Origin of the sequence: Dietzia sp. WMMA184, assembly GCF_002441635.1 — a bacterium.
Taxonomy (GTDB): Bacteria; Actinomycetota; Actinomycetes; order Mycobacteriales; family Mycobacteriaceae; genus Dietzia; species Dietzia kunjamensis.
In genome coordinates, this window is record NZ_NXEI01000001.1 from 2,229,584 (window position 1) to 2,255,324 (window position 25,741).

Annotated in this window: 25 protein-coding genes and 2 pseudogenes; 13 read left to right on the forward strand and 14 right to left on the reverse strand. The window is 67.3% G+C overall.

What is annotated here, in order from left to right; all coding sequences use genetic code 11:
- Positions 1 to 94 precede the first annotated feature (94 nt).
- From CK206_RS10225 to CK206_RS10245, 5 genes are all read right to left on the reverse strand, one after another.
- Entirely contained in the window at positions 95 to 1,021 is a 927-nt protein-coding gene (locus tag CK206_RS10225; protein ID WP_096906325.1) for an alpha/beta fold hydrolase, read from the reverse strand.
- Positions 1,022 to 1,122: 101 nt separating this feature from the next.
- Positions 1,123 to 1,626: a hypothetical protein gene (locus CK206_RS10230; protein ID WP_007633852.1), complete on the reverse strand. Its 504-nt coding sequence runs from the start codon at positions 1,624 to 1,626 to the stop codon at positions 1,123 to 1,125.
- Complete coding sequence (locus tag CK206_RS10235) at positions 1,613 to 2,908, reverse strand: AI-2E family transporter (protein ID WP_096906326.1); 1,296 nt, start codon at positions 2,906 to 2,908, stop codon at positions 1,613 to 1,615. The genes CK206_RS10230 and CK206_RS10235 overlap by 14 nt, the downstream gene beginning before the upstream one ends.
- 41 nt (positions 2,909 to 2,949) lie before the next feature.
- On the reverse strand, positions 2,950 to 4,056 hold the full coding sequence (locus tag CK206_RS10240) for a hypothetical protein (RefSeq protein ID WP_067715474.1): 1,107 nt from the start codon (positions 4,054 to 4,056) through the stop codon (positions 2,950 to 2,952).
- A 52-nt stretch (positions 4,057 to 4,108) separates the two neighbouring features.
- Positions 4,109 to 5,074 (reverse strand): phosphotransferase family protein, encoded by a 966-nt coding sequence (locus CK206_RS10245; RefSeq protein WP_253701989.1) that lies wholly within the window; start codon positions 5,072 to 5,074, stop codon positions 4,109 to 4,111.
- Positions 5,075 to 5,265: 191 nt separating this feature from the next.
- Here CK206_RS10245 and CK206_RS20600 point away from each other — a divergent pair.
- The 6 genes and pseudogenes from CK206_RS20600 to CK206_RS10270 form a co-directional block, all read left to right on the forward strand.
- Positions 5,266 to 5,391, forward strand: a pseudogene (locus CK206_RS20600) (helix-turn-helix domain-containing protein); the annotation flags it as partial.
- A 24-nt stretch (positions 5,392 to 5,415) separates the two neighbouring features.
- Positions 5,416 to 5,817, forward strand: a complete 402-nt coding sequence (locus CK206_RS10250) for a hypothetical protein (protein ID WP_007626539.1) — start codon at positions 5,416 to 5,418, stop codon at positions 5,815 to 5,817.
- Positions 5,818 to 5,985: 168 nt separating this feature from the next.
- The gene (locus tag CK206_RS10255; RefSeq protein ID WP_096906327.1) at positions 5,986 to 8,250 is read left to right on the forward strand and encodes a catalase; all 2,265 of its coding nucleotides are present in this window, start codon (positions 5,986 to 5,988) and stop codon (positions 8,248 to 8,250) included.
- Between the two features lie 88 nt (positions 8,251 to 8,338).
- Positions 8,339 to 8,899 carry a hypothetical protein gene (locus tag CK206_RS10260; protein ID WP_063973117.1) on the forward strand — a complete coding sequence of 187 codons (561 nt, stop codon included), beginning with the start codon at positions 8,339 to 8,341 and terminating at the stop codon, positions 8,897 to 8,899.
- The gene (locus CK206_RS10265) at positions 8,886 to 9,773 is read left to right on the forward strand and encodes an alpha/beta fold hydrolase (RefSeq protein WP_007626536.1); all 888 of its coding nucleotides are present in this window, start codon (positions 8,886 to 8,888) and stop codon (positions 9,771 to 9,773) included. Before CK206_RS10260 ends, CK206_RS10265 begins: the two co-directional genes overlap by 14 nt.
- A 50-nt stretch (positions 9,774 to 9,823) precedes the next feature.
- On the forward strand, positions 9,824 to 10,063 hold the full coding sequence (locus tag CK206_RS10270) for a zinc-ribbon domain-containing protein (protein ID WP_063973118.1): 240 nt from the start codon (positions 9,824 to 9,826) through the stop codon (positions 10,061 to 10,063).
- A 9-nt stretch (positions 10,064 to 10,072) separates the two neighbouring features.
- Here CK206_RS10270 and CK206_RS10275 read toward each other — a convergent pair whose 3' ends face one another.
- Positions 10,073 to 11,527 carry an MFS transporter gene (locus CK206_RS10275; RefSeq protein WP_096906328.1) on the reverse strand — a complete coding sequence of 485 codons (1,455 nt, stop codon included), beginning with the start codon at positions 11,525 to 11,527 and terminating at the stop codon, positions 10,073 to 10,075.
- Positions 11,528 to 11,699: 172 nt separating this feature from the next.
- On the opposite strand from CK206_RS10275, the gene CK206_RS10280 reads away from it, so the two are divergent.
- Entirely contained in the window at positions 11,700 to 12,227 is a 528-nt protein-coding gene (locus tag CK206_RS10280; protein WP_096906329.1) for a hypothetical protein, read from the forward strand.
- Between the two features lie 275 nt (positions 12,228 to 12,502).
- Entirely contained in the window at positions 12,503 to 12,898 is a 396-nt protein-coding gene (locus tag CK206_RS19575) for a hypothetical protein (RefSeq protein WP_143337722.1), read from the forward strand.
- A gap of 28 nt (positions 12,899 to 12,926) precedes the next feature.
- Here CK206_RS19575 and CK206_RS10290 read toward each other — a convergent pair whose 3' ends face one another.
- Entirely contained in the window at positions 12,927 to 14,282 is a 1,356-nt protein-coding gene (locus tag CK206_RS10290; protein WP_069388925.1) for an IS256 family transposase, read from the reverse strand.
- Between the two features lie 79 nt (positions 14,283 to 14,361).
- Between CK206_RS10290 and CK206_RS10295 the strand changes: the two genes are divergently transcribed.
- The 4 genes and pseudogenes from CK206_RS10295 to CK206_RS10310 all read left to right on the forward strand — a co-directional run bounded on the left by CK206_RS10295 (position 14,362) and on the right by CK206_RS10310 (position 17,295).
- Positions 14,362 to 14,745: a hypothetical protein gene (locus tag CK206_RS10295; protein WP_096906331.1), complete on the forward strand. Its 384-nt coding sequence runs from the start codon at positions 14,362 to 14,364 to the stop codon at positions 14,743 to 14,745.
- A gap of 71 nt (positions 14,746 to 14,816) precedes the next feature.
- A complete protein-coding gene (locus CK206_RS10300) occupies positions 14,817 to 15,398 on the forward strand; it encodes a recombinase family protein (RefSeq protein WP_096906332.1) in 582 nt (193 codons plus the stop codon).
- Between the two features lie 76 nt (positions 15,399 to 15,474).
- Positions 15,475 to 15,798, forward strand: a pseudogene (locus CK206_RS10305) (DUF4839 domain-containing protein); the annotation flags it as partial.
- A 237-nt stretch (positions 15,799 to 16,035) separates the two neighbouring features.
- Positions 16,036 to 17,295 carry an IS256 family transposase gene (locus tag CK206_RS10310; RefSeq protein WP_096905832.1) on the forward strand — a complete coding sequence of 420 codons (1,260 nt, stop codon included), beginning with the start codon at positions 16,036 to 16,038 and terminating at the stop codon, positions 17,293 to 17,295.
- Positions 17,296 to 17,406: 111 nt separating this feature from the next.
- Here CK206_RS10310 and CK206_RS10315 read toward each other — a convergent pair whose 3' ends face one another.
- From CK206_RS10315 to CK206_RS19870, 3 genes are all read right to left on the reverse strand, one after another.
- The gene (locus tag CK206_RS10315) at positions 17,407 to 19,470 is read right to left on the reverse strand and encodes a phospholipase D family protein (protein ID WP_096906334.1); all 2,064 of its coding nucleotides are present in this window, start codon (positions 19,468 to 19,470) and stop codon (positions 17,407 to 17,409) included.
- 172 nt (positions 19,471 to 19,642) lie between these two features.
- Complete coding sequence (locus CK206_RS10320) at positions 19,643 to 20,284, reverse strand: hypothetical protein (protein WP_096906335.1); 642 nt, start codon at positions 20,282 to 20,284, stop codon at positions 19,643 to 19,645.
- Between the two features lie 325 nt (positions 20,285 to 20,609).
- A complete protein-coding gene (locus CK206_RS19870) occupies positions 20,610 to 20,756 on the reverse strand; it encodes a hypothetical protein (protein WP_159981121.1) in 147 nt (48 codons plus the stop codon).
- Between the two features lie 370 nt (positions 20,757 to 21,126).
- Between CK206_RS19870 and CK206_RS10325 the strand changes: the two genes are divergently transcribed.
- Positions 21,127 to 21,642, forward strand: coding sequence for a hypothetical protein (locus CK206_RS10325; protein WP_096906336.1), 516 nt, complete (start codon positions 21,127 to 21,129; stop codon positions 21,640 to 21,642).
- Positions 21,643 to 22,059: 417 nt separating this feature from the next.
- Here the strand turns inward: CK206_RS10325 and CK206_RS19580 are convergent, their stop codons facing one another.
- The 4 genes from CK206_RS19580 to CK206_RS10345 form a co-directional block, all read right to left on the reverse strand.
- Complete coding sequence (locus CK206_RS19580; protein WP_143337723.1) at positions 22,060 to 22,461, reverse strand: hypothetical protein; 402 nt, start codon at positions 22,459 to 22,461, stop codon at positions 22,060 to 22,062.
- A gap of 235 nt (positions 22,462 to 22,696) precedes the next feature.
- The gene (locus tag CK206_RS10335; RefSeq protein ID WP_143337724.1) at positions 22,697 to 23,455 is read right to left on the reverse strand and encodes a GIY-YIG nuclease family protein; all 759 of its coding nucleotides are present in this window, start codon (positions 23,453 to 23,455) and stop codon (positions 22,697 to 22,699) included.
- A 175-nt stretch (positions 23,456 to 23,630) separates the two neighbouring features.
- Positions 23,631 to 24,890, reverse strand: a complete 1,260-nt coding sequence (locus CK206_RS10340) for an IS256 family transposase (protein WP_096905832.1) — start codon at positions 24,888 to 24,890, stop codon at positions 23,631 to 23,633.
- 109 nt (positions 24,891 to 24,999) lie between these two features.
- Entirely contained in the window at positions 25,000 to 25,431 is a 432-nt protein-coding gene (locus tag CK206_RS10345; RefSeq protein ID WP_371607086.1) for a hypothetical protein, read from the reverse strand.
- Positions 25,432 to 25,741: the final 310 nt, after the last annotated feature.

The following is a 25,741-nucleotide window of genomic DNA, read 5'->3' on the forward strand; positions in this document are numbered from 1 at the left end:
GGCTGCGACCAGCCGCTGACCGCATCGCCATCCGATTCGGCCCCGGCCCCCCTCGAGGGAGCCGGGGCCGAGTCCTTTCTGCCCGCCCGGGCCGTCAGCTGTGGTGCTCCGGCGGCTGGGGCTCCGGCGGCTGGGCCCCCGCCGCCACGAGGTCTCCCAGCGTCTCGGGGTCGATGTGCCCCGGCTGCGTCTCGGTCATGAACTCCACGATGATCCGCTCGACGGCCGCCGGGTCCTCGACGTGCGGGTAGTGGCCGGTCCGCTCGACGATCGCCAGGCGACTACCGGGGATCGCCTCGTGGGTGGCGTGCCCGTGGGACATGGGGATGATCGGGTCGCGGTCGCCCCAGATCAACTGGAACGGCAATTGCCCGGCCAGGTGCAGCCGGTTGGCCGCCGACACCGCCTGCCCCTTGTTGTCCACGACCGCGCGCAGCGTCTTGAAGAACGTCCTGCGGTGACCGGGCCTACTGAGTGAGTCGTACGACATCCAGGACTCGGTGATCGCGTCGGCCCGGATGCCCAGGCCGGAGAAGAAGCGCCCCACCGAGTTCCCGGCGTTCACGAAGACCGGGGCCGCGCCGATCGTCAGCAGGAGTTCGGCGCCGGGGACGGCCAGCATCCGGAGGATCCAGTTGACCTCCTTGCCCAGGCCGCCGCTGCCGATCAGGACGATCCGCTCGCAGTACTCGGGGTATTGGTAGACGAACTGCATGGCGACGCCGCCGCCGAGCGATTGTCCGATGACCGTGCATCGCTTGATGCCCTTGACCACCAACAGGTCGCGCAGGGCGGAGGCCATCGCGCCGAGCGAGTAGTCGTCGAAGTCGAGTGAACTCTCCCCGTGACCGGGCAGGTCCGGGGCGATGACGTGGAAGTGGGCGTCCAGGCGCGGGATGAGTTCGCGCCAGGTGGTCGAGCTGCCGGCCATGCCGTGGATGAGCAGGATCGTCGGCTTGCCCTCGCCGGCACCCGCCTCGCGGTAGGCCAGCTCTCGTCCGTGAAGTGTCGCGGTCTGCATAGTGATTCCCCCTCGGGGACGGCCTCCCGCGCCGTATCTCGTCGCAGGGAGCACCTACCGTCATTGTGCGCCCCGCGGGGACGTTCACGCAGTTCCCCGTGTCACATCTGGGCCGAGAACTTCCGGATCAGCCGCCGGTGACGATGCCGGAACAGCGCACCGACCACCATCCGCACCACCGGTCCCGGCAGCACCGTCCGGGGTTCGGCCCGCAGGGTGTCGGTCACCCGGGTCGAGCCGTCGGGCAGGTCGTCGAGCTCCCGGCGGTGCTCCCACACGCGGCACGACCCCAGGCTCGAGCGCTCCTGGAAGTAGCGCGGCGCCTCCATCCCGGTGATCACCAGGTCGTCGAACTCGACCGGGACGATCCCCGCCAGCAGGATCCACGCCCGCCCCGCCGGGCGACCGAGCGGGAGGTCCGCGATCGACGCCCCCCGCAGCGACCTGGGGAACCGCATCGTCAGCAACGGGCCGAACTCGTCCGCGACGCCCTCGGCCGTGACGACCCGCGCCCACACCTGGTCCCGGGGCGCGGGCACGACGCTCGAGCGCACGACCACCACGCCGGGGGTCCGAACAGCGGCCCGCCCGTCACCGCGGCGCATGGCCGCCGGTCCTCGCGGCCGGTTCGGCGGGAACGGTCTCGCCGTCGTGGTCGTGGAGGCGCACCTCGTCGTCGTCCCCGGCGGGGTGAGCCGCGCTGTCGGGTCCGGACACCTCGTCGCGCCCGGGCACCAGGCCCGGCCCGAGGTCCTCACCGCCGCCGGCAGAACCGCCGCCGTCCGGGCCGCCCCGGGCCGCGCTGCCGCCGTCCGCGCCGCCCCGGGCCGCGAGGTGGCGCACGACGGTGTTGGCCATCGCCGTGACCGGCACCGCGAACAGCGCGCCCACGACACCGAACAGGTACGTCCCGGCCGTGACCACGAGGATCACCGCCAGCGGGTGCAGCGCCACGGCGTGGCCCATCAGCAGTGGCTGGAGCACGTGCGACTCGACCTGGTGGACGACCACGACGATCGCCAGCATCGCGACCGCGATCGCCGGCCCCCGCTCGACCAGCGCCAGGACCGTGGGGATCACCCCGGCGACGAGGGTGCCGACGATGGGCACGAACGACGCGAGGAACACCACCACGACGATGGGGATCACGAACGGCACGCGCAGCAGCAGCGCGCCCAGGCCGACCCCGGCGGCGTTGATCGCGGCCACGGTGAGCTGCGTGCGGGTGTAGGCGCCGAGGCTGCCCCAGCCACGGCGGAACGCGGTGTCGACGTGCTCGCGGCTCGCCCGCGGCAGCCACCGGACGAAGAACTCCCAGAGTTTCTCGCCGTGGTAGAGGAAGAAGAACAGCGACACCAGGCAGATGAGCACGCCCGCCACGGCGTCCACGGCCGTGTGTCCGAACTGGACCGCGCCGGCCGCGACCGCCTCGGAGTTCGACTCGATCCAGGTGCGGGCCTGGGCGACGGCCTCCTGCAGTCGGTCCGCGGTGAGGTGCAGCGGGCCGTCCTCGAGCCACCGCAGGGCGGCGTCGGTGCCCGACGAGATCTGGTCGCGCATCCGGGGTACGCCGGTCGCGAGCTGGGTGGTGACCGCCGCGAGCGCGGCGAGGATGACCGCGAGGACCCCGACGACGACGACGAGGGCCGCGGCCGCCCGAGGGACCCGCTCCGGGATGCGGTCCACCATCGGGCGGAGCATGGCCGCGAGCAGGACCGCGATCGCCAGGGGCGCGATGATCACCGACAGCCGACCGACCGCCTGCCCGACGAGCCACCCGCCGCCCGCGATGAGCAGCAGGCACGCCGACCAGCCCGCCGCCAGCACGACCGGGTACGGCAGGTGCGCCCGGTCGAAGGGAGCGGCGGTCGGCGAGCCCTGGGTCATGACCTCGATGTTAAAGCCTTTTCAAGACTTCTCAGGTCACATCACGGGGCGAGGTCGGTCCAGCCCACGAAGCCACTCGGATCGTGGCGGCCCAGCACGCCGTGCTCGAACATGCCCCAGCCCTCCGCGCCGTCACACGTGGCCCGGGCGATGTGATCGATGGTCTGGTACGGCATGAACGCCGGGAGCTCGGGGTCCGTGAAGTCGTACGCCGTGGACAGGCTCCAGCCGCGCCCCTTCCACTGGCCGTGCTGCCAGTCCGGGTCGCCCACGTATCCGGATCCCATGCTCAGCGGGATGTAGCCGAGGGTCTCCACCTCCACCACCAGGGGTTCACCGCTGGGCGTGGTGAGGTGGATCCGCGCCGACTCCGGGTGCCGGGTCCCGCTGCGGTAGGACACCTCCATGCGCGGCCAGCCCAGCTGTTCGATCCGGCCGTCGGCAAAGGTGCGGGTGGCGTGGTTGAGGGTGCGGTACCCGTCCGGGCTCTCCTGCATGATGATCATGAGCGCGTAGTCGTCGAACCGCAGCGGGACGTACGTCCACCAGTGGCCCTCACGCGGCTCGTCGGCCGAGCGACCCTTGGGCTCCGGGTCGCCGCTGGGACGAATGCCCCACGAGCGGTCCCGGGTACCCATCCACACGTCCGGGTCCACCGAATAGTCGGTGCCCTCGACGGTGAGCGTGCCGGACCAGCTGCCCACCTGGGCGAAGCGCGTGGCATCGAGAATCGGTCGGGGCCCGTCGAGCAGCATGTGCCGCTCCTCGAGGACCGCCTCGAACGAGCCGTGCCAGGAGAGGTCGAACGAGAGGTCCTCGTGCTCGCAGAGCAGGCGGACGGTTCGCAGCGGCTCGATCACCTCGACCCGGTACCCACCCACGATCGAGTCGAGGGACCGCTCGTCGCTGGCATCGGAGAAGCGGACCGAGCGCTGTCGATCGCCCTGCCGGACGGTGGCGAAGGCGTCGATCACGCCGAGATTCGGGTACACGCCCAGGCCGGTGACGAGATAGACGTCCCCGGTCCGGTCATGGGCGTTGAAGTAGTAGCGGTCGTAGAAATTGCGGTCACTCGTGGCGACCTGCGCCATCGACAGCGGGGACTGGTGGACCGGGTACTCGTCGAGGGGCGCGGGCTTGATCGTCATGGACTCTCCTTAGGTTTCTGGGGCGGTGGAGTGGGGCGGTTCGTACCGGGTGTCAGTCGGCGATCATCCGCGCGAGCATGGCGTGGTGCAGGACGTCCTCGTCCGGGTTCTCGTGCGCCTCGACCTCGCCGAAGTGGACGCGTCGGCGCTCGATCTGCGACATCACGATGCCGTGGCGCAGGGCGGCGTAGGTGCGGAAGAACTCCAACTCGCGAACCGGTGACCCGGTGAGCTCCTCGTATCGGGCGACCACGGCCCCGTGGGGGAACAGATCAGTTAGGCCGGGGAAGTCCCACTGCTCGGCGATCTCCTGGAACATGTCGGGGAAGAACAGGAACCACCCCAGGTCGAGCTCCGGCGTCGCGAGCGTGGCCGACTCCCAGTCGAGCACGGCGGCGGGCTCGACCCCGTCGAACATGATGTTGCCGATCCTGGCGTCGCCCCAGCAGAGCACGTCCGGCGACAGCTCGGTGGGCCAGTTCTCCTCGATCCAGTCGAACGCCCTCTCCGGGACCGGGATCCGGAGACCGTCCTCCCACTGGGTCCACTCGTAGTAGGCGCGCTCGTTCTCCACGTGTGCCCGAAGACTGTCGACGCCGGCGGCCGGCGCGGCATCCCCGAGCGCGGTCCGTGGGTCCGGTGTGCCGTGAACCCGGGCCAGGACGTCCACGCTCACCTCGCGCACCCGCGCCCGGCCGGTCTCGCCCAGCTCCTCCACCACCCAGCCGCCGAACACGTACGGCGGGTTGTCGACGGGGACCCGGCCGGAGACACGGTCCATCACCAGGAAGGGCACGCCCAGGATCTCGGGCGAGTCCTCGACCCAGCGGACGTCGGGCACCGGCAGGTCGGTCCGCTCGCGGACGGCGCGCATCACGGCGGCCTGCCCGGCCAGGTCGTAGTCGGGGAACACCGGGAACGAGGAGGCCTCCGGCGCGAGTCGGGCCACCAACGCCGCGCGCTCGTCACGCCCGTCCGCGGTCCACTCGGCGTCGAGCAGCACGGAGATGCTCGACATGCCCGAGCTCTCGGGGCGCCGGATCGACGTCACGCGGACCGGTCCCGTGCTGCCCACCCGCTCGGCCAGCCACGTCTCCAGTCGGGCCCGGACCTCGTCGAGGTCGGTGGTCGAGGTGATGCTGTCGGTCCGAACCGCCGCCCGACTCCTCTCGGCGCGCGCACAACAAGCACGCGGTCCGCACGAGCCTGCTGCAGGCCGCCCGTCAGCTCTTCGCCGAACGCGGGGTCGCCGAGACCACGGCGGAGGAGATCGCCGAGGCGGCCGGCGTCTCCCGCGCGACGTTCTTCAACTACTTCCGGAACAAGCACGGCATCGTCATCGCTCTCCACGACGCCCACGTGGCCATACTCGGACTCCTTGTCGACGACCTGCTGTCCGAGCCGCTGACCACCGCCGGTCGGCTCGATCGCTTGTTCGCGGACGTCGCCGCCACCGCCGCCGCCGCGCCGGTCTACTTCGCGTCGCTGACCGGCGAGCTCGAGCGTGAACTCGCCGTCCCCGCCGTCAGCGCCGCCCGCACCGAGCAGCTGACCTCTACCCTGGTGCGACTTCTGACCCCGGGAGTGGCCGCCGGGGAGGTGCGCGAGGACCTGCCACTGCGCTTCCTCGCCCAGATGGTCGGCTCCACCTACATCTCGGTGATCCGCTACTGGCGTGAGTCGCCGGACTACGACATCACGCTCAACAGTGCCCGGGCGTCGCATTTCCTGACCGGCGCCCTCGCACCAGGGACGGGCTGACCCGACGGTCACCGGAACCACGACGGCCGCCGGCCCCGGAGGCGCGAAGTTTACGTCGCCCCGCGTGGTCGCGCGACAGGTTGCGGACCTCCGCCAGAGGAGCAGAATCGCCGGCACGGCTGGAAAAGCCAGTGCACCCAGAACGATTCTCATCCCGAAGGAGTGCCGATGCCCGACAAGAAGTCCGACTCCAAGTCTGCCGCCCGATCCGCGGCCGAGAAGCTCGTCGACAAGGCCGAACAGTTCGCCGACGACCTGGCCGGCAGCGCCGACGTCGTCCCCGGTACGCCGGGATCGCGACCGCCGACCGTCGCCGAGCCCACCGAGCCCACCAGCCCGCTGCCGCCGAAGGCCGACCAGAAGGGCGCGACCCCGCACGGCCCGACCGGCGCGGAGCCGCCCGGCTCGGTCACCGCTCGCGAGGAGGTCATGCGTCAGCAGGGCCAGTTCCTCACCACCGCCCAGGGCGCGCGCCTGTCCGACACCGATCACTCGCAGAAGGCCGGTCGTCGCGGCCCGGTCCTGCTTCAGGACCACCACCTACGCGAGAAGATCATGCACTTCGACCACGAGCGCATCCCGGAGCGCGCGGTCCACGCCCGCGGGGCCGGTGCGCACGGGACGTTCGTGGCCAACGGCGCCGCAGCGAGCGTCTGCAAGGCCGGGGTCTTCGCCGAGGGCAAGGAGACCGAGGTCTTCGTCCGCTTCTCCACCGTGCTCGGTAACCGCGGCTCCGCCGACACCGTCCGCGACACCCGCGGATTCGCGACCAAGTTCTACACCGACGAGGGCACCTGGGACCTGGTCGGCAACAACATCCCGGTGTTCTTCATCCAGGACGCCATCAAGTTCCCCGACGTCGTCCACGCCGCCAAGCCGCACCCGGACCGCGAGATCCCGCAGGCCCAGAGCGCGCACGACACCTTCTGGGACTTCGTCTCCCTGCACACCGAGGCGCAGCACCACACCCTGTGGAACATGTCCGACCGCGGAATCCCGCGCTCGTACCGGATGATGGAGGGCTTCGGCGTCCACACGTTCCGGCTCATCAATGACGCCGGCGAGACGAGCCTGGTGAAGTTCCACTGGAAGCCCCACCTGGGCGTCCACTCGCAGGTGTGGGAGGAAGCCCAGATCACCGCCGGCATGGACCCGGACTTCCACCGCCGCGACCTTGCCGACGCGATCGAGTCCGGCGCGTTCCCGAGCTGGGACCTGGGCATCCAGGTCTTCCCGGACACGGTCGACGAGAACGGCGTCAGCGAGATGTTCCACGGCATCGACCTGCTCGACCCGACCAAGATCGTCCTCGAGGAGCTCGCACCGGTGCAGGTGATCGGCACGATGACGCTCAACGCCAACGTCAAGAACTTCTTCGCGGAGACCGAGCAGGTCGCGTTCCACCCGGGCCACCTCGTGCCGGGCATCGACGTCACCAACGACCCGCTACTGCAGGGCCGACTGTTCTCCTACCTCGACACCCAGCTCACGCGTCTGGGCGGTCCGAACTTCGGCCAGATCCCCATCAACCGGCCGCACGCGCCCGTCAACGACATGCTCCGCGACGGGTTCCACCAGTCCGCGGACCACGTGGGCGTGGCGCCGTACCAGCCCAACAGCCTCGACGGGGGATGCCCGTTCATGGCGGGCACCACCGACGGTGCGCTGGTGGAGGTGGCGCAGCAGATCGCCGACGCGCAGGTCGTCCGCGACGCCCCGGCGACGTTCGACGATCACTACTCGCAGGCGACGCTGTTCTACACCAGCCTCACCGAGGTGGAGAAGGCGCACGTCGCCGAGGCGTACACCTTCGAGCTGGGCAAGTGCTACGAGGAGGCCATCAAGATCCGGCAGGTCGAGCAGCTCGCGCACATCGACCATGACCTGGCCGTCACCGTCGCGTCGGGGCTGGGACTGCCCGCGCCCGCGAAGGTGCCCGTGGCCGAGGTCGTCACCAGCCCGGCCCTGTCCCAGATCGGCAAGGAGTGGCCGTCCGACGGGCGCCAGATCGGCATCCTCGTCACGGAGAACTCCGACGTCGGCGCGGTCAAGGAACTCGAGCAGGCCGTGTTCGGCGACGACATGGTCCCGCTCGTGATCGGCCCGGTCGGCGGCAGGCTCGGCGAGGGCGAGCCCGATGCGACGGTCGCGATCTCGCGGACCTATCAGACGCAGCGGTCCATCGAGTTCGATGCCCTCGTCGTCGTCGACCTCCCCGCCCACCCGCGGACCGACGTGCTCATCAGCGAGATGTACCGGCACAAGAAGGCCATCGCCACCCTGGCGCCCATCGACCGGTACGTCGACTTCGGACTGACCTCGGACACCCCGGGCGTGGTCGCGGTCGACGCAGCGGCCGGCGTGCTGCCCGCACTCAAGCCGCTGCTGGCCACCCACCGGGCGTGGGAGCGGCCCGACCCGGCCCGCATCTGACGCAGGGCACGGAGCAGTAGACGGACACCGTGGGTCGGGGATCGCGAGAGGTCCCCGACCCACGGCGTGCGCGGGTAGCGTCTCGGCCATGAGCGACCACCCCGCCACCCGTGAGGCCGCCGCCCGCGAGAGTCCTGCCGGTCTCCGCCTCGAGGCGCGGCGGGTGATCACGGCTCCGGCGGACCGCGTGTTCGCCGTACTGTGCGATCCGGACGGCCACGTGGCGATCGACTCCTCGGGGATGCTCCAGGCGGCCGAAGGATCGGTGGTCACCGCCGAGGGCGACCGGTTCGTCATCCACATGGACCGCGAGTCCCTCGGCGACTACGACATGGGCGAGTACGACGTCACGGTGATCATCACCCGGTTCGAGCCGGACGCCGAGATCGCCTGGACCATCGACGGGGCCATCACGCCCCCGATCGGCCACACCTACGGCTACCGCCTCATCCCGCTGGGCAATGGCGATAACGGCGATGGCGACGGCGCCGAGGGGGCGCGTACCGAGGTCGTCAGCTATTACGACTGGTCCGATGCGCACCCGAAGTGGCGCGACTCGGGAGTACTGCCGGTGCTGGACGCATCGGCGCTCAAGGCGACGCTCGGAATTCTCGACCGGGCGGTCAGGAGGGGATATGTCCGCGGCTGATCCGAATGCCCACCGGCCGGACCTGTGGTTCTCCCGCGACGGCATGGAGCTGCGCGCGGTGGACTCCGGGCCCGCCGACGGCGAGGCGATCGTCCTGCTCCACGGGTTCCCGCAGCGCACCTCCAGCTGGGACCTCGTGTCTCCGCTCCTGCACGCGGCCGGGTACCGCACCCTGGCGCTGGACCAGCGCGGGTACTGCGAGTCCGCCCGCCCCCGTGGTCGACGCGCGTACCGGCTGTCGGAACTGGTGGGGGACGTCCTCGCCCTGCTCGACGCCGCCGGCCTGCCCGACGCCCACGTGGTGGGTCACGACTGGGGCGCCGCCGTGGCGTGGGGTGTCGCCGGGGCGCACCCCGACCGCATCCGCAGCCTCACCGCCGTGTCGGTGCCCCACCCCGCCGCCTTCCTCAAGGCCATGTTCGCCTCCGACCAGCTACTGCGATCCTGGTACATCGGGCTCTTCCAGCTGCCGTTCCTGCCGGAGCGACTGCTCACCTCGGCCGGTCCGCTGCCCGAGAAGGCCCTGGCCGGGATGGGTATGACGCCCGAGATGATCGAGCGCTACCGGCGTGAGATGGTCGCCGCCGGCGCGATCCCCGGGGGACTCGGCTGGTACCGGGCCCTGCCCTTCGCCTCACCGTCCCGCTCGACCGCGCCGGTCCGTGTGCCCACCACGTTCGTGTGGAGTGACCGCGACCCGGCCCTGGGCCGCGGGGGCGCCGAGCGGACCCGCCACCACGTGGACGCCGACTACCGGTTCGTCGAGATGAGCGGGGTCAGTCACTGGATCCCCGACGAGCGGCCGGCAGAGCTGGCCGATGCAATCGTGGCCCGCGCCCGGTCGACCGCGGACGGCTCGGGTCCCGGGGCCTGAACTCCACCGCACCGGGTGCGCGCGGCCCGGTGCGGTGTCAGGCTGGGCCGATGTTCTTCATCTTCGGCTTCACGAACTCGTCCCGGAACCTCGGGCTGGCCCGGGCCACGTGCCCGAACTGCGGCAACGTCGCCGCACAGCGGGTCGACCGTCGCAAGCGGGCGTTCTCTCTGTTCTTCGTCCCCATCATCCCGCTGGGGTCGTCGTACACGGCCACGTGCACGGCGTGCGGCATCACCACCAAGATCGACCGGTCGCGGGCCGACGGGATCCTGTCCGGCGCGTACTGATCCGGCCGCTCAGCTCTCGAGCGCTGGCACCGCTGGGGCCGTGGCCCTGTCCTCCCACGGAGGCGGGATCGTGGCGGCGACCGACGCGGCCAGGAGGGTCGCGCCGCAGCCGAACATCAGACCGACCCGGAATCCGGCCTCGGTGGGGACGAACAGCCCCTCGAAGTCCATGGACATCTGGGTGAGCAGCACGCCGAGCACCGCGGCAGAGGTCGTGGTGCCGATGGAGCGCATGAGTGTGTTGACGCTGTTGGCCGAGCCCATCTCGGAGGTGGGCACCGAGGCCATGATCAGCGCGGGCATCGCACCGTAGGCCAGCCCCACACCGCCGCTCACCACGATGCCGACGGTCATCACACCCCAGGTCGATCCCATGAGGAACAACCCGGATGCATAGCCGACCGCGACCACCAGCGCTCCCAGGATGAGCGTGGTCTTGGGACCGCGGGTGCCGATGAGGCGCCCGCTGAGTGGGGAGACCGCCATCATCGCCAGCCCGCCGGGCGCACTCCACAACCCCATGGCCACCATCGACTGCCCCAACCCGTGTCCGGTCTCGACCGGGAGCTGAAGAATCTGGGGCATGATCAGCAGCTGCGCATAGAGGCCCATGCCGATGGTCACCGAGGCGATGTTGGTCATCAGGACGGGGCGACGGGCGGCAACCCGCAGGTCCACGATCGGTGACGGGTGCCGGGGGACCCACAGCGCCCATCCGGGCAGCGACACCGCGGTGAGGGCCAGCAAGCCGAGGGTCAACGGGGAGCCCCAGCACCAGTCGGCGCCCTTGGACACCGCGAGCAGCAGCGAGATGAGAGCGATCGCGAGCCCCACCGCGCCGACGACGTCGAGCGTGCCGTCCGGTTTGGCGGCCGGCAGCGTCCGGAGACGCACCGTCATCATCACGATGATCGCCACGCCCAGGGCCCCGGACCCCCAGAACATCCACTGCCACGAACCGTATTGCGCCAGGGCGGCCGCCGCCGGGAGCCCGAGCGCCCCTCCCACTCCGAGCGAGGAGCTCATCAGACTGATCGCCGGTGCGAGTCGACGCGCCGGGAGGATCTCGCGCATCGTGGCGATGCCGATCGGGATCACACCGATTCCCACGCCCTGCAGGGCGCGCCCGATGAGCATCGGCCACAGCGAGGTGGCCAGTGCGCACAGCACCGAGCCGACGACCATGACCGCCGTGCAACCGATGAGCACGTACTTCTTCGGATAGAGGTCTCCCAGTCGTCCCATGAGCGGACCGGCCACCGCTCCGGCGAGCAGCGTGATGGTGACGACCCAGGAGGCGTTGACCGCGGAGGTGTTGAGAATCGCCGGCAGCATGCCCAGCAGCGGGATGACCAGCGTCTGGCTGAGGGACATGACGACGCCGCCGAAGGCGAGGACCGCGATGAGGCCGTTCTCGTCCGACCGGACGGTGTCGGCGCCCCCACCGCGCGTTCGTGCCATCATCCCGTGTCCTTCCGACCGAGGCTCACGTCCGGAGCCTCTCGTCGGACATTACAGACAGGTGTCGAACGGGTTCTCGTTCCGGGCACGACCACGTCGTTCGACATGACGGTCCGTGACGGCGGAATCCTCGCTCACTATTGTCTACCGCTGTCCGCGGTGCGACGATGAGCGGGTGGACACCACCGGCTCGACCCGGCGGATCACCCGCCGGCCCACCGTCGCCGTGGGGGCGTTCCTCGCCGCCACGGCCGTCGCACTGACCGCCGCCGTCACGGCCCCGGCCACCGCGAACGCCCAGGACTCCTCCGAGGCCATCCCGCTCCTGTTCCCTGCTCCTGACCGCATGATCGCCGTGGGCGGCTCACCCTCCGGGTTGTGCGCAGGCGCGATCTCCACCACGCTCGACGGCGACGGGTACCCGGACACGGCATCCGTCTCCTGGGCCTTCGCCGTCGTCGGGGTGGGCCCGTGCACCCTCACGGCCACCCTCTCGTGGCGCAACCTCGACACCGGCGCCACCGGGGAGAAGGTCGCGCAGGTCCCGTTCCCGCGGATCTCGACGGGCATCCCCGATCCGATCTCCCACCCCTACGAGGCGCAGATCTCCACCGGCCCGGGCCGGGTCGAATACCGACTCACCACCACCGGCGGGGCCGTCGCCGGGTCGATCGTCGTGGAGACGATCGCCTACGACAGCTGACGACGCCGCGGGCGCGCAGCACACGGACCGGGCGGGCGTTCCGGGCCGAGCATTTTGTTGGTTGCCAAACCGGTTCCAGTAGGGGACGTGAGCATCCCAGGATGTGCTCTCACCAGGAGCGCCGATAAGTATCGTTATGTAAAGTGAACGATGCCGAGTTGTAGATTGTGCGAACTCGGCCCCTCCCCGAACTGCCCCTCGCCCGTAGTGCCCGACAGGCCGCGTGACCTGCGCGTGAACAGGTGCCGGGCCAGCGCTTCCGCCCTTGTTGGACCGTGACCGCCAGCCGATGGCTGGATGGTGGTGGCGCTGCTACCTGCGGCCTCTTGTCGCGATTCGCATTTCATGCGACACTTTCGCACAACACGCGAGCCATTTTTGGGCGGTGCGAGATGTCGCAGCAGGATCTTCCTCCAGGGTCGGCGCGGTTGCAGCTGGCCGACGGTATCGCTGTTCTACGTCCGGAAGCCTCGGTGTTCGAGGCGATGGTCACCGGCTGGTCTCACCAGCAGCTGGCACCGAACCTCTCTGCCGGCACGATCTCGGCGCAGGTAGCAACGATCCGGCGGTTCCAGGGCTTCTGTGAGGTCGAGGGACCGTGGGCCTGGACGCCCGCGATGGCCGATGACTGGATCACCGAACTGCGCGGGATCCAGAGCCTGTCAAGATAATTGTGTGAGTTTTGGTTAGTGATGTCTGTCACATGTGGGGGTCGAAGCGTTCCGGGTAGGCCAGTGCGAGTTCGGCCAGTGCGGCTCGCCAACCATGGATGGTGGCGCCTTCGACGAGTCTGGGGATCGATTTCCGGGGGCCTGCGTGGCCGTCTGCTCGGCGTTGAGCGTCCTTGGCGCGTTCTCGGTCTCGTCGGTCCTCGATGTTGCGTATGGCTAGCCATAGCAGCTTGATCGCGGCGGCATCGCTGGGGAAGTGCCCGCGGTTCTTGGTGATCTTGCGCAGCTGGTAGTTCAGCGACTCGATCGAGTTCGTGGTGTAGATCAGCTTGCGTGTGGCTGGGCCGAAGGCCAGGAACGGGATGAACCGCTCCCAGGCGGCCTCCCACGACCTGACGGCGGTGGGGTACTTGGCGCCCAGCGGCGATTCGGCGAAGGCCTCCAGTGCGGCTCTGGCGGCCTCGGCGTTGGCGGCGGTGTAGATCGGCTTGAGTGCCTTGGCCACGTTCTTGCGGTCGCTGTAGGACACGAACCGCATCGAGGCCCGGATCAGGTGCACCACGCAGGTCTGCACCTCGGCGAAAGGCCAGGTCGCGGCAATCGCCTCGGACAGTCCGGTCAGCCCGTCGCAGGCCACGATCAGGACGTCTTTGACGCCGCGATTGGCCAGTTCGGCGCACACGCTGGCCCAGAACGCCGCGCCTTCCTTGGCCTGCACCCAGATGCCGAGCACGTGCTTGACGCCCTCAAGATCGACCCCGACCGCGATGTGGGCAGCGCGGGTCTTCACGTGGGCTCCATCGCGGATCTTGATGTGGATCGCGTCCAGGAACACCACCGGGTAGAACGCCTCCAACGGGCGGTGCTGCCAGGCGGCGACTTCGTCCAGGACCGCGTCGGTGACGTTGGCGATGGACTCGTGCGACAGCTCCACCCCCAGGGTCCGCGCGAGGTGGTGCTCGATCTCCCGGACGGTCATCCCGCCGGCGTACAGCGAGATGATCTGGTCCTCCAGCCCGCCGAGCCGGCGGGCGCCCTTCGGGACGAGCTGGGAGGCGAACGAGCCCTGCCGATCGCGGGGCTGATCCAGCTCCACCGGGCCGACCTCGGTGGCCACGGTCTTGCGCGAAGTGCCGTTGCGGTGGTTTCCGTCCCCGCCACGGGCGTGGGCATCGCGGCCCAGATGCTCGGTCAGCTCGGCGCCCATGCCCCGCTCAAGGACGGCCTTGAGCATCTCGTTCAAAAAGCCGTCCTTGCCAGTCAACTCCAACCCTCGCGAACGGGTCTCGGCGAGTACGTGATCAATCAGCGCATCCGAGAACACCTCCCGGCGAAGCCCAGCAGCATCTGATACATCCGTAGCGTCGTGGTCGTCAACAGCCATAGCGTTCATGATTCCTCCTCCGGATCAACTCACACAGACCATCTGACACGCCCCCACCGCAGCCCGCACCGTCGACGCCATGCTCGACATCCACGATGACACCGACACCGGGGGCTGGGCCGAGGAGTCTCAGCAACAGCTCCACGAGCTGACCCGCACCACCGACCATGGCCTTCCGGCCGTCATCGAACCTGTCGGCGTCGCCGCGACCGTCGACGGGCCGATCGCAGAAGTCACCACCCTGTCCGACCTCCGTCTCCAGCGCACCCCCGAGGTCTTCCTCGACGAGGACGATCTCGACGCCCGCTTCACCCAAAACGCCTGGGACCTGCTGACCATCGCGCAGCACCACATCGCTCGACACCTAATGGCCTGGAACGGGGTCGACACCGTGCAGAGCATCCTCGATGGCCTGCACCAGGCTCGCGCCGAACGCGACGCCGCCTTCCCTAGCGCCGCCTAACCCAAACCAGATGTCCCTGCCGGGACACAACCCCCGGCAGGGACATCTGCACGCCTGCTAGCTTCACCGCTATGCGTATCGGCTACGAGCGGATCTACCCCTCCGACCCCGACTACGCGGAGCAACACAACGCCCTGGCCGACTCCGGCTGCATGACTATCTACACCGACGACATGCGCCAGACCGGAGCCGCACAACCCCAACTCGCCGCAGCACTCGAACACCTACGCCCCGGCGACACCCTCACCGTCACCAGCCTCGCCCGCCTCGCCCACAACGGCACCAGCCTCGTCACACACATCTCCCAAATCGAAGACCTCGGCGCCCACCTGCACATCCTGGACAACGAACTCGACACCCACGACGACCCCGATCGCATCTTCTTCCGCACCATCACCGCCGTCCACGACGTCAACGCCACCGGCCGCTCCCAACGCATCCGCCGCAGCATCAACACCGCCAAGAAACACGGAAAACGACCAGGGCGACCCACAATCAAGACCGATGCCCTCGTCGAAACCATCAAACTGCTGGTCCACGACCTCGACGAACACGGCAACCGACGGCACACCATCGCCGACATCGCCCGCCAAACCGGAGTGAGCCGCGCCAGCATCTACCGCTACCTCAAACTCTTCAACATCGAGCCCTAGCCAACTTCGCAGCGTGCTCACCGTCGACAACAGCTTGGAACACGCGGCGCTCTAGCAGGAGGGCGACTATTGCTCGCCGGCCGTCGCCGGCTTCGCTGCTACCCACGCGGGCCGGACGATTCAGTTCGATGGCCATATCGCAGCGATGAACACCCACGGGAGCTACGACACCCGGTACGACATACTCCTCGGCGCCAGGGACTTCAACGAGTCGGACGGCCGGGGCCCAGCATTTCAGTACCGCGACGTCGCACCCGTTTCCGACCTGAACCTGACCGGGCCGGGCATTCCCGATGCGACCGGCGCCACCGATAGGTTCCGGTTCACCGCGGTGAACGACCACTACGAAGAGAACAGCTGCCTGTTTCTGCTCGACCCGGTCTCCACTGAGACTCGGTAGGACTGTCCGACTACGCCGAAGAAGGCACCACACTAAACGCCCGGGATGGTGGCGGTAAATGCCCCTACGCCACCTACCGCGACGCCCGGGGCTGAGGTGGTTTAGTAGTGCCCCATAGAGTGGTGTAACTCGGTGGCCGAGATCGTCTGCGATTCCGTGTTGTGTACGGATGTAGAGCGGCCACCGTGTGATCCTTCGAGTCAACCTTCTACCGAATCCTCGAACGGAGTCATCACGATGACCGCACCCCATATTGTCGACCCTGCAGGCCTGCTTAGCCAAGCCCTGACCGACGCGTCACCGGATCTGATGCGCGAGCTGCTGCAGACCATGATCAACGCCCTGCTGTCCGCGGACGCCGACGCCGTGTGCGGCGCCGAGTGGAACGCCCGCTCGTCAGAGCGCACCAACTACCGCAACGGTTATCGCCACCGGCCCCTGGATACCCGGGTCGGCACCGTCGACGTCGCCATCCCCAAGCTCCGCTCGGGCTCCTACTTTCCCGAGTGGCTGCTCGAGCGTCGCAAGCGGGCCGAATCCGCGCTGATCACCGTCGTGGCGGACTGCTACCTGGCCGGGGTCTCCACCCGCCGGATGGACAAGCTGGTCAAAACTCTCGGCATCGACTCGCTGTCCAAGTCCCAGGTCTCCCGCATGGCCGAAGACCTCGATGAGCAGGTCGCGGCGTTCCGGCACCGGCGCCTGGACGAGGCCGGACCGTTCACGTTCGTCACCGCCGATGCGCTGACGATCAAGGTCCGGGAGAACAAGCAGGTCGTCAAAGCCTCGGTGCTGCTGGCCACCGGGGTCAACGGTGACGGCCACCGCGAGGTCCTGGGCATGCAAGTCGCCACCAGCGAGACGAAGGCCTCGTGGAACACCTTCTTCGCCGACCTGGTGGCCCGTGGCCTGGGCGGAGTCCGGCTGGTGACCTCCGATGCCCACGCCGGGCTGATCGAGGCGATCGCGGCGAACCTGCCCGGGGCCGCCTGGCAGCGCTGTCGCACCCACTACGCCGCAAACCTCATGGCCGCGTGCCCCAAGTCGATGTGGCCGGCCGTGAAGGCGATGCTGCATAGCGTCTACGACCAGCCCACCGCCGAGGCTGTCAATGCCCAGTTCGACCGGCTCTTGGACTACACCGAAGGCAGACTGCCCGAGGTTGCTGACCACCTCGGCGATGCCCGCGAGGACCTGCTGGCGTTTATCGCGTTCCCCGACGATGTGTGGCGGCAGATCTGGTCCAACAACCCCACCGAGCGGCTCAACCGGGAGATCCGACGCCGCACCGACGTGGTCGGGATCTTCCCGAACCGGGATGCCATCGTTCGCCTCATCGGCGCCGTCCTGGCCGAGCAGACCGACGAATGGGCCGAAGGCCGCCGCTACCTCGGTCTCGAAGTCCTCAGCCGCTGCCGACTCACCCTGACCACCGACCCCGCCACCAGCTCGCCGACGGAGGTGAGCACCGATGACCTGATGCAACTACCCGCCTGACCACCCACGAAGGATCACCATTCAGTTACACCACTTCCAGGGGCTTGACCAGGTGGTTTTCTCCAAAGCTCGATCAGCAGTCAACGGACTATCTGAAATGTTGCGGACCGCTTACCCGACGAACCCGCCGTTAGCGTCAGCGCTCTGACAGCCGTCTGCGAGCGCCCGCACACCAGCTTCAAACTCGTTGAACTGGAGCTTTTTCGGACCTCCCTGCAGTCCTTGGGGCTTGATGCCCAGGTCGCGAGCCGTGACCGCGACGGGCGCGTAGGGCATGAACCTGGGCAGAGCGTGGTTGACCCAGGGCCATTGCCGGCCAGCATCTTCGCCTAGATGGTCGGACACCAGATCTGGGTCGTCCTGCGCGCTTTCGGTGACTTCCACAACGGCCACGCATCCATGGTCCTTCTTGGAGTAGAGAAGGACCAGGTCGCCGGGTGCGCACGATGGTCTTTTGCCGGAGGAGAACCATCCACCAGAGATCCAGTCATCCGGGTCCGGAGTGTTGTTGAGCGTCTTGATCCACAGCCCGACGTCGTCTTGGCGGGCCTCCTTGAGCAGTTGCTTCACGACAGCGCTCAGGTCAGTGAGGGGGCGGGGTGCCGGCGGGCCGGGGCGCGGGTCAGGCGGCAATGCGGCCGCCTTACGCTCGAGATGGTCGATGTCAGCCTGCCCGACCTCGAAGCCCTCGTCCCACCACTGATCCAGGATGCTCTGCACCCGGGGCACTTCAGGCCGGGGAACGGTCACCGACAACTCCAAGTTGGAAGGCTTGGCGGAGCCCAGGCCGGCGCCGGTGAGGTTGGCCGACCCGATCATGGCGAACGAGGTACCCACCACGTAGGCCTTGGCGTGGAGCTGGGGGCAATCCTGGATCATCACACCCACTTCCAGCAGCCTGGTCAAGCCCGTGATGGACAGGTAGTTGTTGGCCGCGGCTCGAGGATCGAGGCAGGTGAGCAGGTACCACTCGTGCCTCGAGCGTTCGGCGAGGTCGGCCAGGCGCAGCGCTACCGGCTCGGACAGGTAGGGACTGGCCAATGTGACCTGCCCACTGTCGGAGTCCAAGGCCTCGAACAGTTCGAGTTCGGCGTGGTCAACGATCACGGTGGTCTCCTGGAGCTCGCCAAGCCGGTCGCGGGGTTCGGTGCTTCGTATAGACGTCGGGTCCACGTTGTAGATCCGGCCGTCCTCACCGAGCAGCACGCAGGTCCTGTCGTCCGACTCCCAGGCCGGGTCGACACCGTGGTCCGGTGGTCCCGCGTACCGTCCGATGACCAGTCGCCCGTTTTGCCGCAGCCGTGGGTGCTCGAGTTCGGGACGCATGACGGTGCCTGCAATCCGTGCCCGGACCAGCATGTCGCCGGTCGGGGCCGGCACCCGCGGGTAGTAGGAGTCGTCCTCGGTCCAATACAGTTCGCAATCACCGCACCGGAACTCGTGCGTCACGCCGAAAATTGCGCAGCCGGCCAGCTCGTATCCCGGCGGAGGGGGACCGGGTGGAAGCCCCCACAGCACCCGTATCGTGTGCTCGGCAGAGCAGGAGGGACACGGTGGCCGGCCTTCTCCCAGCAAGTCGGCTAGCAGCGGTTCAATAGGGATGTGGAGACGGTCGTGGCAGTCCCGGCACACTGCGATTTGAGTGAACACGTCGTCAGGGTGATCGATGACATGCCACTCCAGATCCAGCTCCTCGCGCTCGCACACCGGGCAGCCGTAGGCCGAGTATGCGCCGGAGTCCCAGGGCACCTGGGCGCACTGATCACCGCTCAGCTCCCGCCACGGCGTCGGGGCTTTCGCCTCGTTCAGTACCGCTGCCCGAACCTTGTCCGCCAGGTCGGGATCTATCGTGCCCGGCAAAGACGGGAACGCACACCCCAGCCGACGCTCCACCGCAGCAACCGAGACACCGTCCGGGTAGAACCAGACGCTCTCGAAATCGAGCCCGTCCGGACTGTGCGGCCCGTCAATGATGAGGTCCCATTCGACGATGGCCGGCCTCGGCGATCCGGTGACGTGGAAGACCTCATCCCCGGGGGCACACCCCTGGGGAAGAACCCAGTCGACATCATCCAGGTCCACCGTGTCGTCGCCGGTAAAAAACGCCACCGCCTTGGAAGCCGGCGTGATCACTGAGACGTGCAGCTGGCTACGGGCAGTCGTGGCATGGGCCATGCCTGCCGATGGTAAACGTCTCAGCGACTCGCGTGTCGGTCTCTGAGTCAGCTTCCGAGATCACGGCACCCTGTTGACCTGCGGACTTAACTGAAGGCAACAATTATCGGCGCATCGCAGGTCAGGTCGAGTTACTGCATGTGCACGCAGCATTCGTGTGCGGGGAGATGCGTTACTTGCGCAGAATGCGCGCTGCCTGGCGGAACGCTCGGGCTCGTTCGTCATTGCGCTCCTGGCGTTGCTGTTCGCTGCGCGCCCCGAACAACCCGCCGGGCCCTGGGCTGTACGTTTCGATGCGTGTGATTCCGCGGGCTCGGAGCTCAGGATGGGTGCGCCGAGCCCTTATGTGGACCTGCATCGGTGCGCCTTTTCCGAGCTCGATCACGACTTTCAGGTGAGGCATGTGTGCCATCAGCTCGCCCAAGATGTCCGCTCCTAGGTGCACCTGGTCCTGGGTCAGGTCGGCTCGACCGTTGCCCAGTGACCAGGGGTAGGCATTCCACGGCAAGTAATCGGCGTAGGCGATACCGCTCGACTTGAGTTGTCCGGCGACGAAACGCGCAGCCTCATCGTCATTTTCTACAGACAGCATTTTGGTGCCTCCGGCACCGGTGACGTTGTCGGGAGGCGACGACAGTAGCCCCAACACGCGGGCATTGAGGCCACCGTGAATCGGCGCGATGTAGGGGACCACGCCGTGCGAAAGGTGGCGGCGGTTGAGGCCATCAATGAACACGTTGACGTCTTCGGTGGGACCATCGAACCGCTCTGCCCATTGGCGATCACGGTACGAAGGGGCGGACAAGCTCGGCACACGGTCCTCCTCGCGCAGGGCGCGGACGGCACGGTCTGGGTTGCTGCGGAGGCCCCAGAGTAGTGCCCCGGAGCTAGTTAATGTTGAAGTCGATGATCGAGTTTGAGTGTGGTCCCATCTTGCGGCGAGCGACAGTCGCGCGCTGATCCACGGTCTTACGAAAACGGCGTGGTGATGGAACAGCGCTACGGAGAGAAGATGGCACGCCGTCAAACGGCGCGACCTAATCCAACATTATCGGCGCAGGCCTGAAGGGTCTGGCTATGCGCTGGCGAGTCGCTGGGCGGCCCATCATTTGAGGGCGACGTGGTTTTCTGCTGCCCCCTCACGAGCCGGTGATGTACTTCTGCTGAGGCGCGCAGCGGGAGTCGATGGCAGGCAGCAGCGGCGCCATCGGTTTGGCGTTGGAGCCGGCGCGGGGTCGGCGCAGCACCGTCGGGCAGTCCACATCGCCGGTGACGACGACGTACACGCGGCCCCAGCCTTCGTCGGAAGGCTCGGTCGGGTACTGGTTGATCCTCTTGTCTGGCTGGCAGTTTCGCTCTTAATTTCGGGTGGGAAGCGGGCATTGGGCTCTTCCGCCGGGATGTGGGGCAGCTCCTCGAGATTGGTGGCGGTCGAGATGGCGGCCATGGCGCCTCCAGATGTCGGGGTGGGGAGTGCGTGGCCTCTCAACTCTCGGGTCGCCTGCGCAGGCTGCAGCAGTGCCCGGTGGGCGGACGGGGATGGGTCCGTGGTGCCCGCCCCGAGATTTCGGATAGATGAGGCTTGCGCAATATAGAACATCTATGTACCTTTAGGCCTATTAGATTATCTATGTGACGGATACGAAAGGTATCGAAATGTCTGAGCAGAACACCGCCGAACTGGCCACCACTGGAGGCGAGACGATCTTCGTCTTCATCTCCGCCGACAATGGCGGCACACGCATCGAGAATGGCGAGTCCGAAATTGATGTCATCCGCGGCACCTGGGTGTGTGCACCAGAGCGCGCCAAGCGGGTGGACCACCTGGTCGCCGTCGGCGCCGATGGTCTGGTCACGCACGCGATGCGCGCATCCGTCGGCAACATCGAGCAAGTGAAACTCGCGAAGAAGACCGTCAGCCGCGTGCTGTTCGACGTCGAGGACGCCCCAGAGATGAAATTCCTGGTCGGCCATCCATCGCCGGTCCCTCAGGTCCGAAACCCGGTCGCCTACGAGAGCACTGATTGGGTCCTGCACGGCGACGCCACCCTCGAGGACACCGACGACGCGACCCGAGCCGTCGTGCGGGGCTACGTCCTCGACGTCGACGAGAATGGCGACGCCTACGTCACCGCACCCGAAGGCGGCAGCGTCACCGTCCTGTGCCGGTAACCCGCGCCCCCGGGTCGCTTTGACCCATCAGCCCGGCACTATCGGCGTGCACTGCTACAACAAAGGCATCTACGTGGCGAGCGGGGGCCTGTCCCGACTCGCGTTAGTCAGTTCGGCTGACAGGTGAGGGCTTCCGCTGACGCGACCCTGACTCCGAGCACCACATTGCGGTTAGGAACGCTCGATGAACGTGTCGCCATTACGTCCTAGTCAGGACCACACAGAGCGCACGCCCCAGTACCACCGCATGCAGGACAGTTCGGATCGGCGCTCGAGCGGCCTTCCTCCCGGTCCCACCGCTCCAGGTCGCTATCCCAAACGCTGTATCCGTCGGGATTATGATCGTGGCCGATCATGCAGCGACAGGGTTCGTCCCACCGTGACCCTGGACCGTTTTCCTTCCGAAGTACATAGTGACTAGGCCCTGTCGGCATCGTCGTCCCCCTCCATGCGTGCTGATGGTTTGTCATTGGGGAGATCTGCCAGCCCTTCAGGGGCAGGCTCCTTCAAAGCAGAGGGTTCGTTCGAGTCGTCGTCTTCTGTTTCGTTGGCGCCATCCCTCGCTACGAGCCGAAGGTCTTTCTCGGCCAACTGGGCTTTATGTTGCACTTCTCGACGATGATCCGCCGCCTGCTTGACCCGGCTCACGCCTGTTGTGGCACACGCTCCGATCGCGGCACCGACAACAAGCGTGATACCGACCAACTTTGGGGCTGCCTCAGCTACGGCGCCGCGCTTGATCTGCTCGATCATGGCATCGACGCCACCAGCACTCTTAGCCAGCTCGATGATCTCTTGATATCTGCCCAGGTTTCCCACAAAGGAAGGATAGGGCCAGACGAGACCAATCTGTTGGACGCTTGAGGCCAGGCAACGGAACGCAAGGGGTGCTATCGCCATCCCCGGCCTCGACTGGCACTCCTGACGGAACGCGACTTATCGGCACTTTGGACCCGGTGGCGGCTAGCTACAAGGAGCGCGGAGACGAGACCGGCCAGGGGCTCACGCCTGGCGTCGGTTGCCTCAGCCAGTCGCTCCGATCACCTGCGGACGGTCAAATAAGAGGGTGGCATCCCCGTTGGCCCCAGTTGAGCTGCCCGAAGTCGGTCGGGACGAGTCGCTTTCCGGTGAAGTTGGCGTTAAGTTCGGGATCAAGGACGCCGTCGAATTCCCAAACGACTTGGCTCTTACCGTCCGCCGGGGCGAGGGCAGCCCAGCTATGGGCCCGATACACCGCACGTACGACGTCATGAGCCACGACGAAGATCGGCAAGTCAGGGGTGGACCGTAGATCAGCCCTAACTGACCAGGCGCGGCGGGCCGCATCGTAGATCTTATCCGGGTCTTCGGTGGCGCCAGCGGCGTTGACCTTGAGGATGAGACTGGGCCGCGGCAACTCCGGAGCTGGCTCAGCGCCAAGACGACGGGCGATCTCCTCGGCCCGGGTGTCATCGATAGCGAACCGGTAGTGGCCACTGACGATGTTCGTCAGTTCGCCGTGGTCAGATTCAACCGCGCCGATGCGAAAACCAGAGATTAGCGCCTGTTCAACGGCGAAGGCTTCCTCGGGGCTGTCGCACACGCGGATGATGTGATGTTCCACCCCAAGGCCCGCAGCGGCGATCTGCCGAATCCGGCCGTCTTTCGCGGTACGCACCGCACGGTTATCGCCATGCTCGCTGTCGACGAGCAGCTCGTGACCCTCGCCTGAGGGAGGCGCGTCACCGAGCGCAGCCCAGACGTGGTGATACACGCGGTCGCCGGTGCCCTTGCCGATATAGAAAGCGCTGTTGTCGCGGGGATCGATGAGCATGTACACGTACTGCTTGAGGGCAGCGCGTACATCTGCGGTGAAAGGCGCAGGCAGAGCAGGGCGCTCAGGAGTGCGGAGAACGTCCACGAGGGTTTGCCCGCCAGCACACTCGGCGATCTGTGGGCGGTCAAGCCCCTGGAAGTGGTGTAACTGAATGGTGATCCTTCGTGGGTGGTCAGGCGGGTAGTTGCATCAGGTCATCGGTGCTCACCTCCGTCGGCGAGCTGGTGGCGGGGTCGGTGGTCAGGGTGAGTCGGCAGCGGCTGAGGACTTCGAGACCGAGGTAGCGGCGGCCTTCGGCCCATTCGTCGGTCTGCTCGGCCAGGACGGCGCCGATGAGGCGAACGATGGCATCCCGGTTCGGGAAGATCCCGACCACGTCGGTGCGGCGTCGGATCTCCCGGTTGAGCCGCTCGGTGGGGTTGTTGGACCAGATCTGCCGCCACACATCGTCGGGGAACGCGATAAACGCCAGCAGGTCCTCGCGGGCATCGCCGAGGTGGTCAGCAACCTCGGGCAGTCTGCCTTCGGTGTAGTCCAAGAGCCGGTCGAACTGGGCATTGACAGCCTCGGCGGTGGGCTGGTCGTAGACGCTATGCAGCATCGCCTTCACGGCCGGCCACATCGACTTGGGGCACGCGGCCATGAGGTTTGCGGCGTAGTGGGTGCGACAGCGCTGCCAGGCGGCCCCGGGCAGGTTCGCCGCGATCGCCTCGATCAGCCCGGCGTGGGCATCGGAGGTCACCAGCCGGACTCCGCCCAGGCCACGGGCCACCAGGTCGGCGAAGAAGGTGTTCCACGAGGCCTTCGTCTCGCTGGTGGCGACTTGCATGCCCAGGACCTCGCGGTGGCCGTCACCGTTGACCCCGGTGGCCAGCAGCACCGAGGCTTTGACGACCTGCTTGTTCTCCCGGACCTTGATCGTCAGCGCATCGGCGGTGACGAACGTGAACGGTCCGGCCTCGTCCAGGCGCCGGTGCCGGAACGCCGCGACCTGCTCATCGAGGTCTTCGGCCATGCGGGAGACCTGGGACTTGGACAGCGAGTCGATGCCGAGAGTTTTGACCAGCTTGTCCATCCGGCGGGTGGAGACCCCGGCCAGGTAGCAGTCCGCCACGACGGTGATCAGCGCGGATTCGGCCCGCTTGCGACGCTCGAGCAGCCACTCGGGAAAGTAGGAGCCCGAGCGGAGCTTGGGGATGGCGACGTCGACGGTGCCGACCCGGGTATCCAGGGGCCGGTGGCGATAACCGTTGCGGTAGTTGGTGCGCTCTGACGAGCGGGCGTTCCACTCGGCGCCGCACACGGCGTCGGCGTCCGCGGACAGCAGGGCGTTGATCATGGTCTGCAGCAGCTCGCGCATCAGATCCGGTGACGCGTCGGTCAGGGCTTGGCTAAGCAGGCCTGCAGGGTCGACAATATGGGGTGCGGTCATCGTGATGACTCCGTTCGAGGATTCGGTAGAAGGTTGACTCGAAGGATCACACGGTGGCCGCTCTACATCCGTACACAACACGGAATCGCAGACGATCTCGGCCACCGAGTTACACCACTCTATGGGGCACTACTCCGGCGAAATCCAGAACCTCGCCCACGGTGTTGATCAAGGTGTACAGGTGCTGCGGAACGAACGGAATTGCCGGCGCGTCACAGGAGGCCACCACGGCGTCGCCGAGGATCTGAAAACGTACGAATGTCGCCTGATCGTTGAGGGACTCGACGACAGGTTGAGCCGCAGCTGGATTGGTCATCCCGGTCACCACAAACGACACCATCGAGAGGACTCCCTCAGGACGAGGGGTCACCACCATTCCCGAGCTACCGACTTGGATGCGAAAACCGCCCTCCGCGTCCGGATCGATAGAGAATCCGTAGCTCATAGCCAGAGCGTGGGCCACGGCCGACGCTAGATCATCTGGATCACTTGGACGGTACGCGGCGTAAGGATCGAAGTCCTCGGGATCTAAACTTGTCATCACTTTCTACACACTACGGTCTGCATACGACATCGTTGTTCCGATCGCATGGCAAGCGCGCAATCGTCGCGACCCGAGTATCTCTCGCTGGACACACAGAACGAGCCTTCAGCGCCGTCTGGTCTCACTCCGTTGACCAGCAACCTTGATGGAATGCAACAAATCGGCACTTAGTCTGATCCCCCGATGTCCAGCGCGATGCGGTCTACTGTCAGCGGGACCCTTGCGTCAGTGCGGAGTCGGTTGATCCTCTTCGACTTTTCCTCGGGGTTATCGGCAGGGATTTCCGGCTTGTACTGTGAGTGTCGAC

Bases quoted from the DNA above. Each gene is read 5' to 3' on its own strand.
- CK206_RS10225 (WP_096906325.1), bottom strand. From the start codon at position 1,021: ATGCAGACCGCGACACTTCACGGACGAGAGCTGGCCTACCGCGAGGCG.
- CK206_RS10230 (WP_007633852.1), bottom strand. From the start codon at position 1,626: ATGCGCCGCGGTGACGGGCGGGCCGCTGTTCGGACCCCCGGCGTGGTG.
- CK206_RS10235 (WP_096906326.1), bottom strand. From the start codon at position 2,908: ATGACCCAGGGCTCGCCGACCGCCGCTCCCTTCGACCGGGCGCACCTG.
- CK206_RS10240 (WP_067715474.1), bottom strand. From the start codon at position 4,056: ATGACGATCAAGCCCGCGCCCCTCGACGAGTACCCGGTCCACCAGTCC.
- CK206_RS10245 (WP_253701989.1), bottom strand. From the start codon at position 5,074: ATGTCGAGCATCTCCGTGCTGCTCGACGCCGAGTGGACCGCGGACGGG.
- CK206_RS10255 (WP_096906327.1), top strand. From the start codon at position 5,986: ATGCCCGACAAGAAGTCCGACTCCAAGTCTGCCGCCCGATCCGCGGCC.
- CK206_RS10260 (WP_063973117.1), top strand. From the start codon at position 8,339: ATGAGCGACCACCCCGCCACCCGTGAGGCCGCCGCCCGCGAGAGTCCT.
- CK206_RS10265 (WP_007626536.1), top strand. From the start codon at position 8,886: ATGTCCGCGGCTGATCCGAATGCCCACCGGCCGGACCTGTGGTTCTCC.
- CK206_RS10270 (WP_063973118.1), top strand. From the start codon at position 9,824: ATGTTCTTCATCTTCGGCTTCACGAACTCGTCCCGGAACCTCGGGCTG.
- CK206_RS10275 (WP_096906328.1), bottom strand. From the start codon at position 11,527: ATGATGGCACGAACGCGCGGTGGGGGCGCCGACACCGTCCGGTCGGAC.
- CK206_RS10290 (WP_069388925.1), bottom strand. From the start codon at position 14,282: ATGGCTGTTGACGACCACGACGCTACGGATGTATCAGATGCTGCTGGG.
- CK206_RS10295 (WP_096906331.1), top strand. From the start codon at position 14,362: ATGCTCGACATCCACGATGACACCGACACCGGGGGCTGGGCCGAGGAG.
- CK206_RS10300 (WP_096906332.1), top strand. From the start codon at position 14,817: ATGCGTATCGGCTACGAGCGGATCTACCCCTCCGACCCCGACTACGCG.
- CK206_RS10310 (WP_096905832.1), top strand. From the start codon at position 16,036: ATGACCGCACCCCATATTGTCGACCCTGCAGGCCTGCTTAGCCAAGCC.
- CK206_RS10315 (WP_096906334.1), bottom strand. From the start codon at position 19,470: ATGGCCCATGCCACGACTGCCCGTAGCCAGCTGCACGTCTCAGTGATC.
- CK206_RS10325 (WP_096906336.1), top strand. From the start codon at position 21,127: ATGTCTGAGCAGAACACCGCCGAACTGGCCACCACTGGAGGCGAGACG.
- CK206_RS10335 (WP_143337724.1), bottom strand. From the start codon at position 23,455: ATGCTCATCGATCCCCGCGACAACAGCGCTTTCTATATCGGCAAGGGC.
- CK206_RS10340 (WP_096905832.1), bottom strand. From the start codon at position 24,890: ATGACCGCACCCCATATTGTCGACCCTGCAGGCCTGCTTAGCCAAGCC.
- CK206_RS10345 (WP_371607086.1), bottom strand. From the start codon at position 25,431: ATGACAAGTTTAGATCCCGAGGACTTCGATCCTTACGCCGCGTACCGT.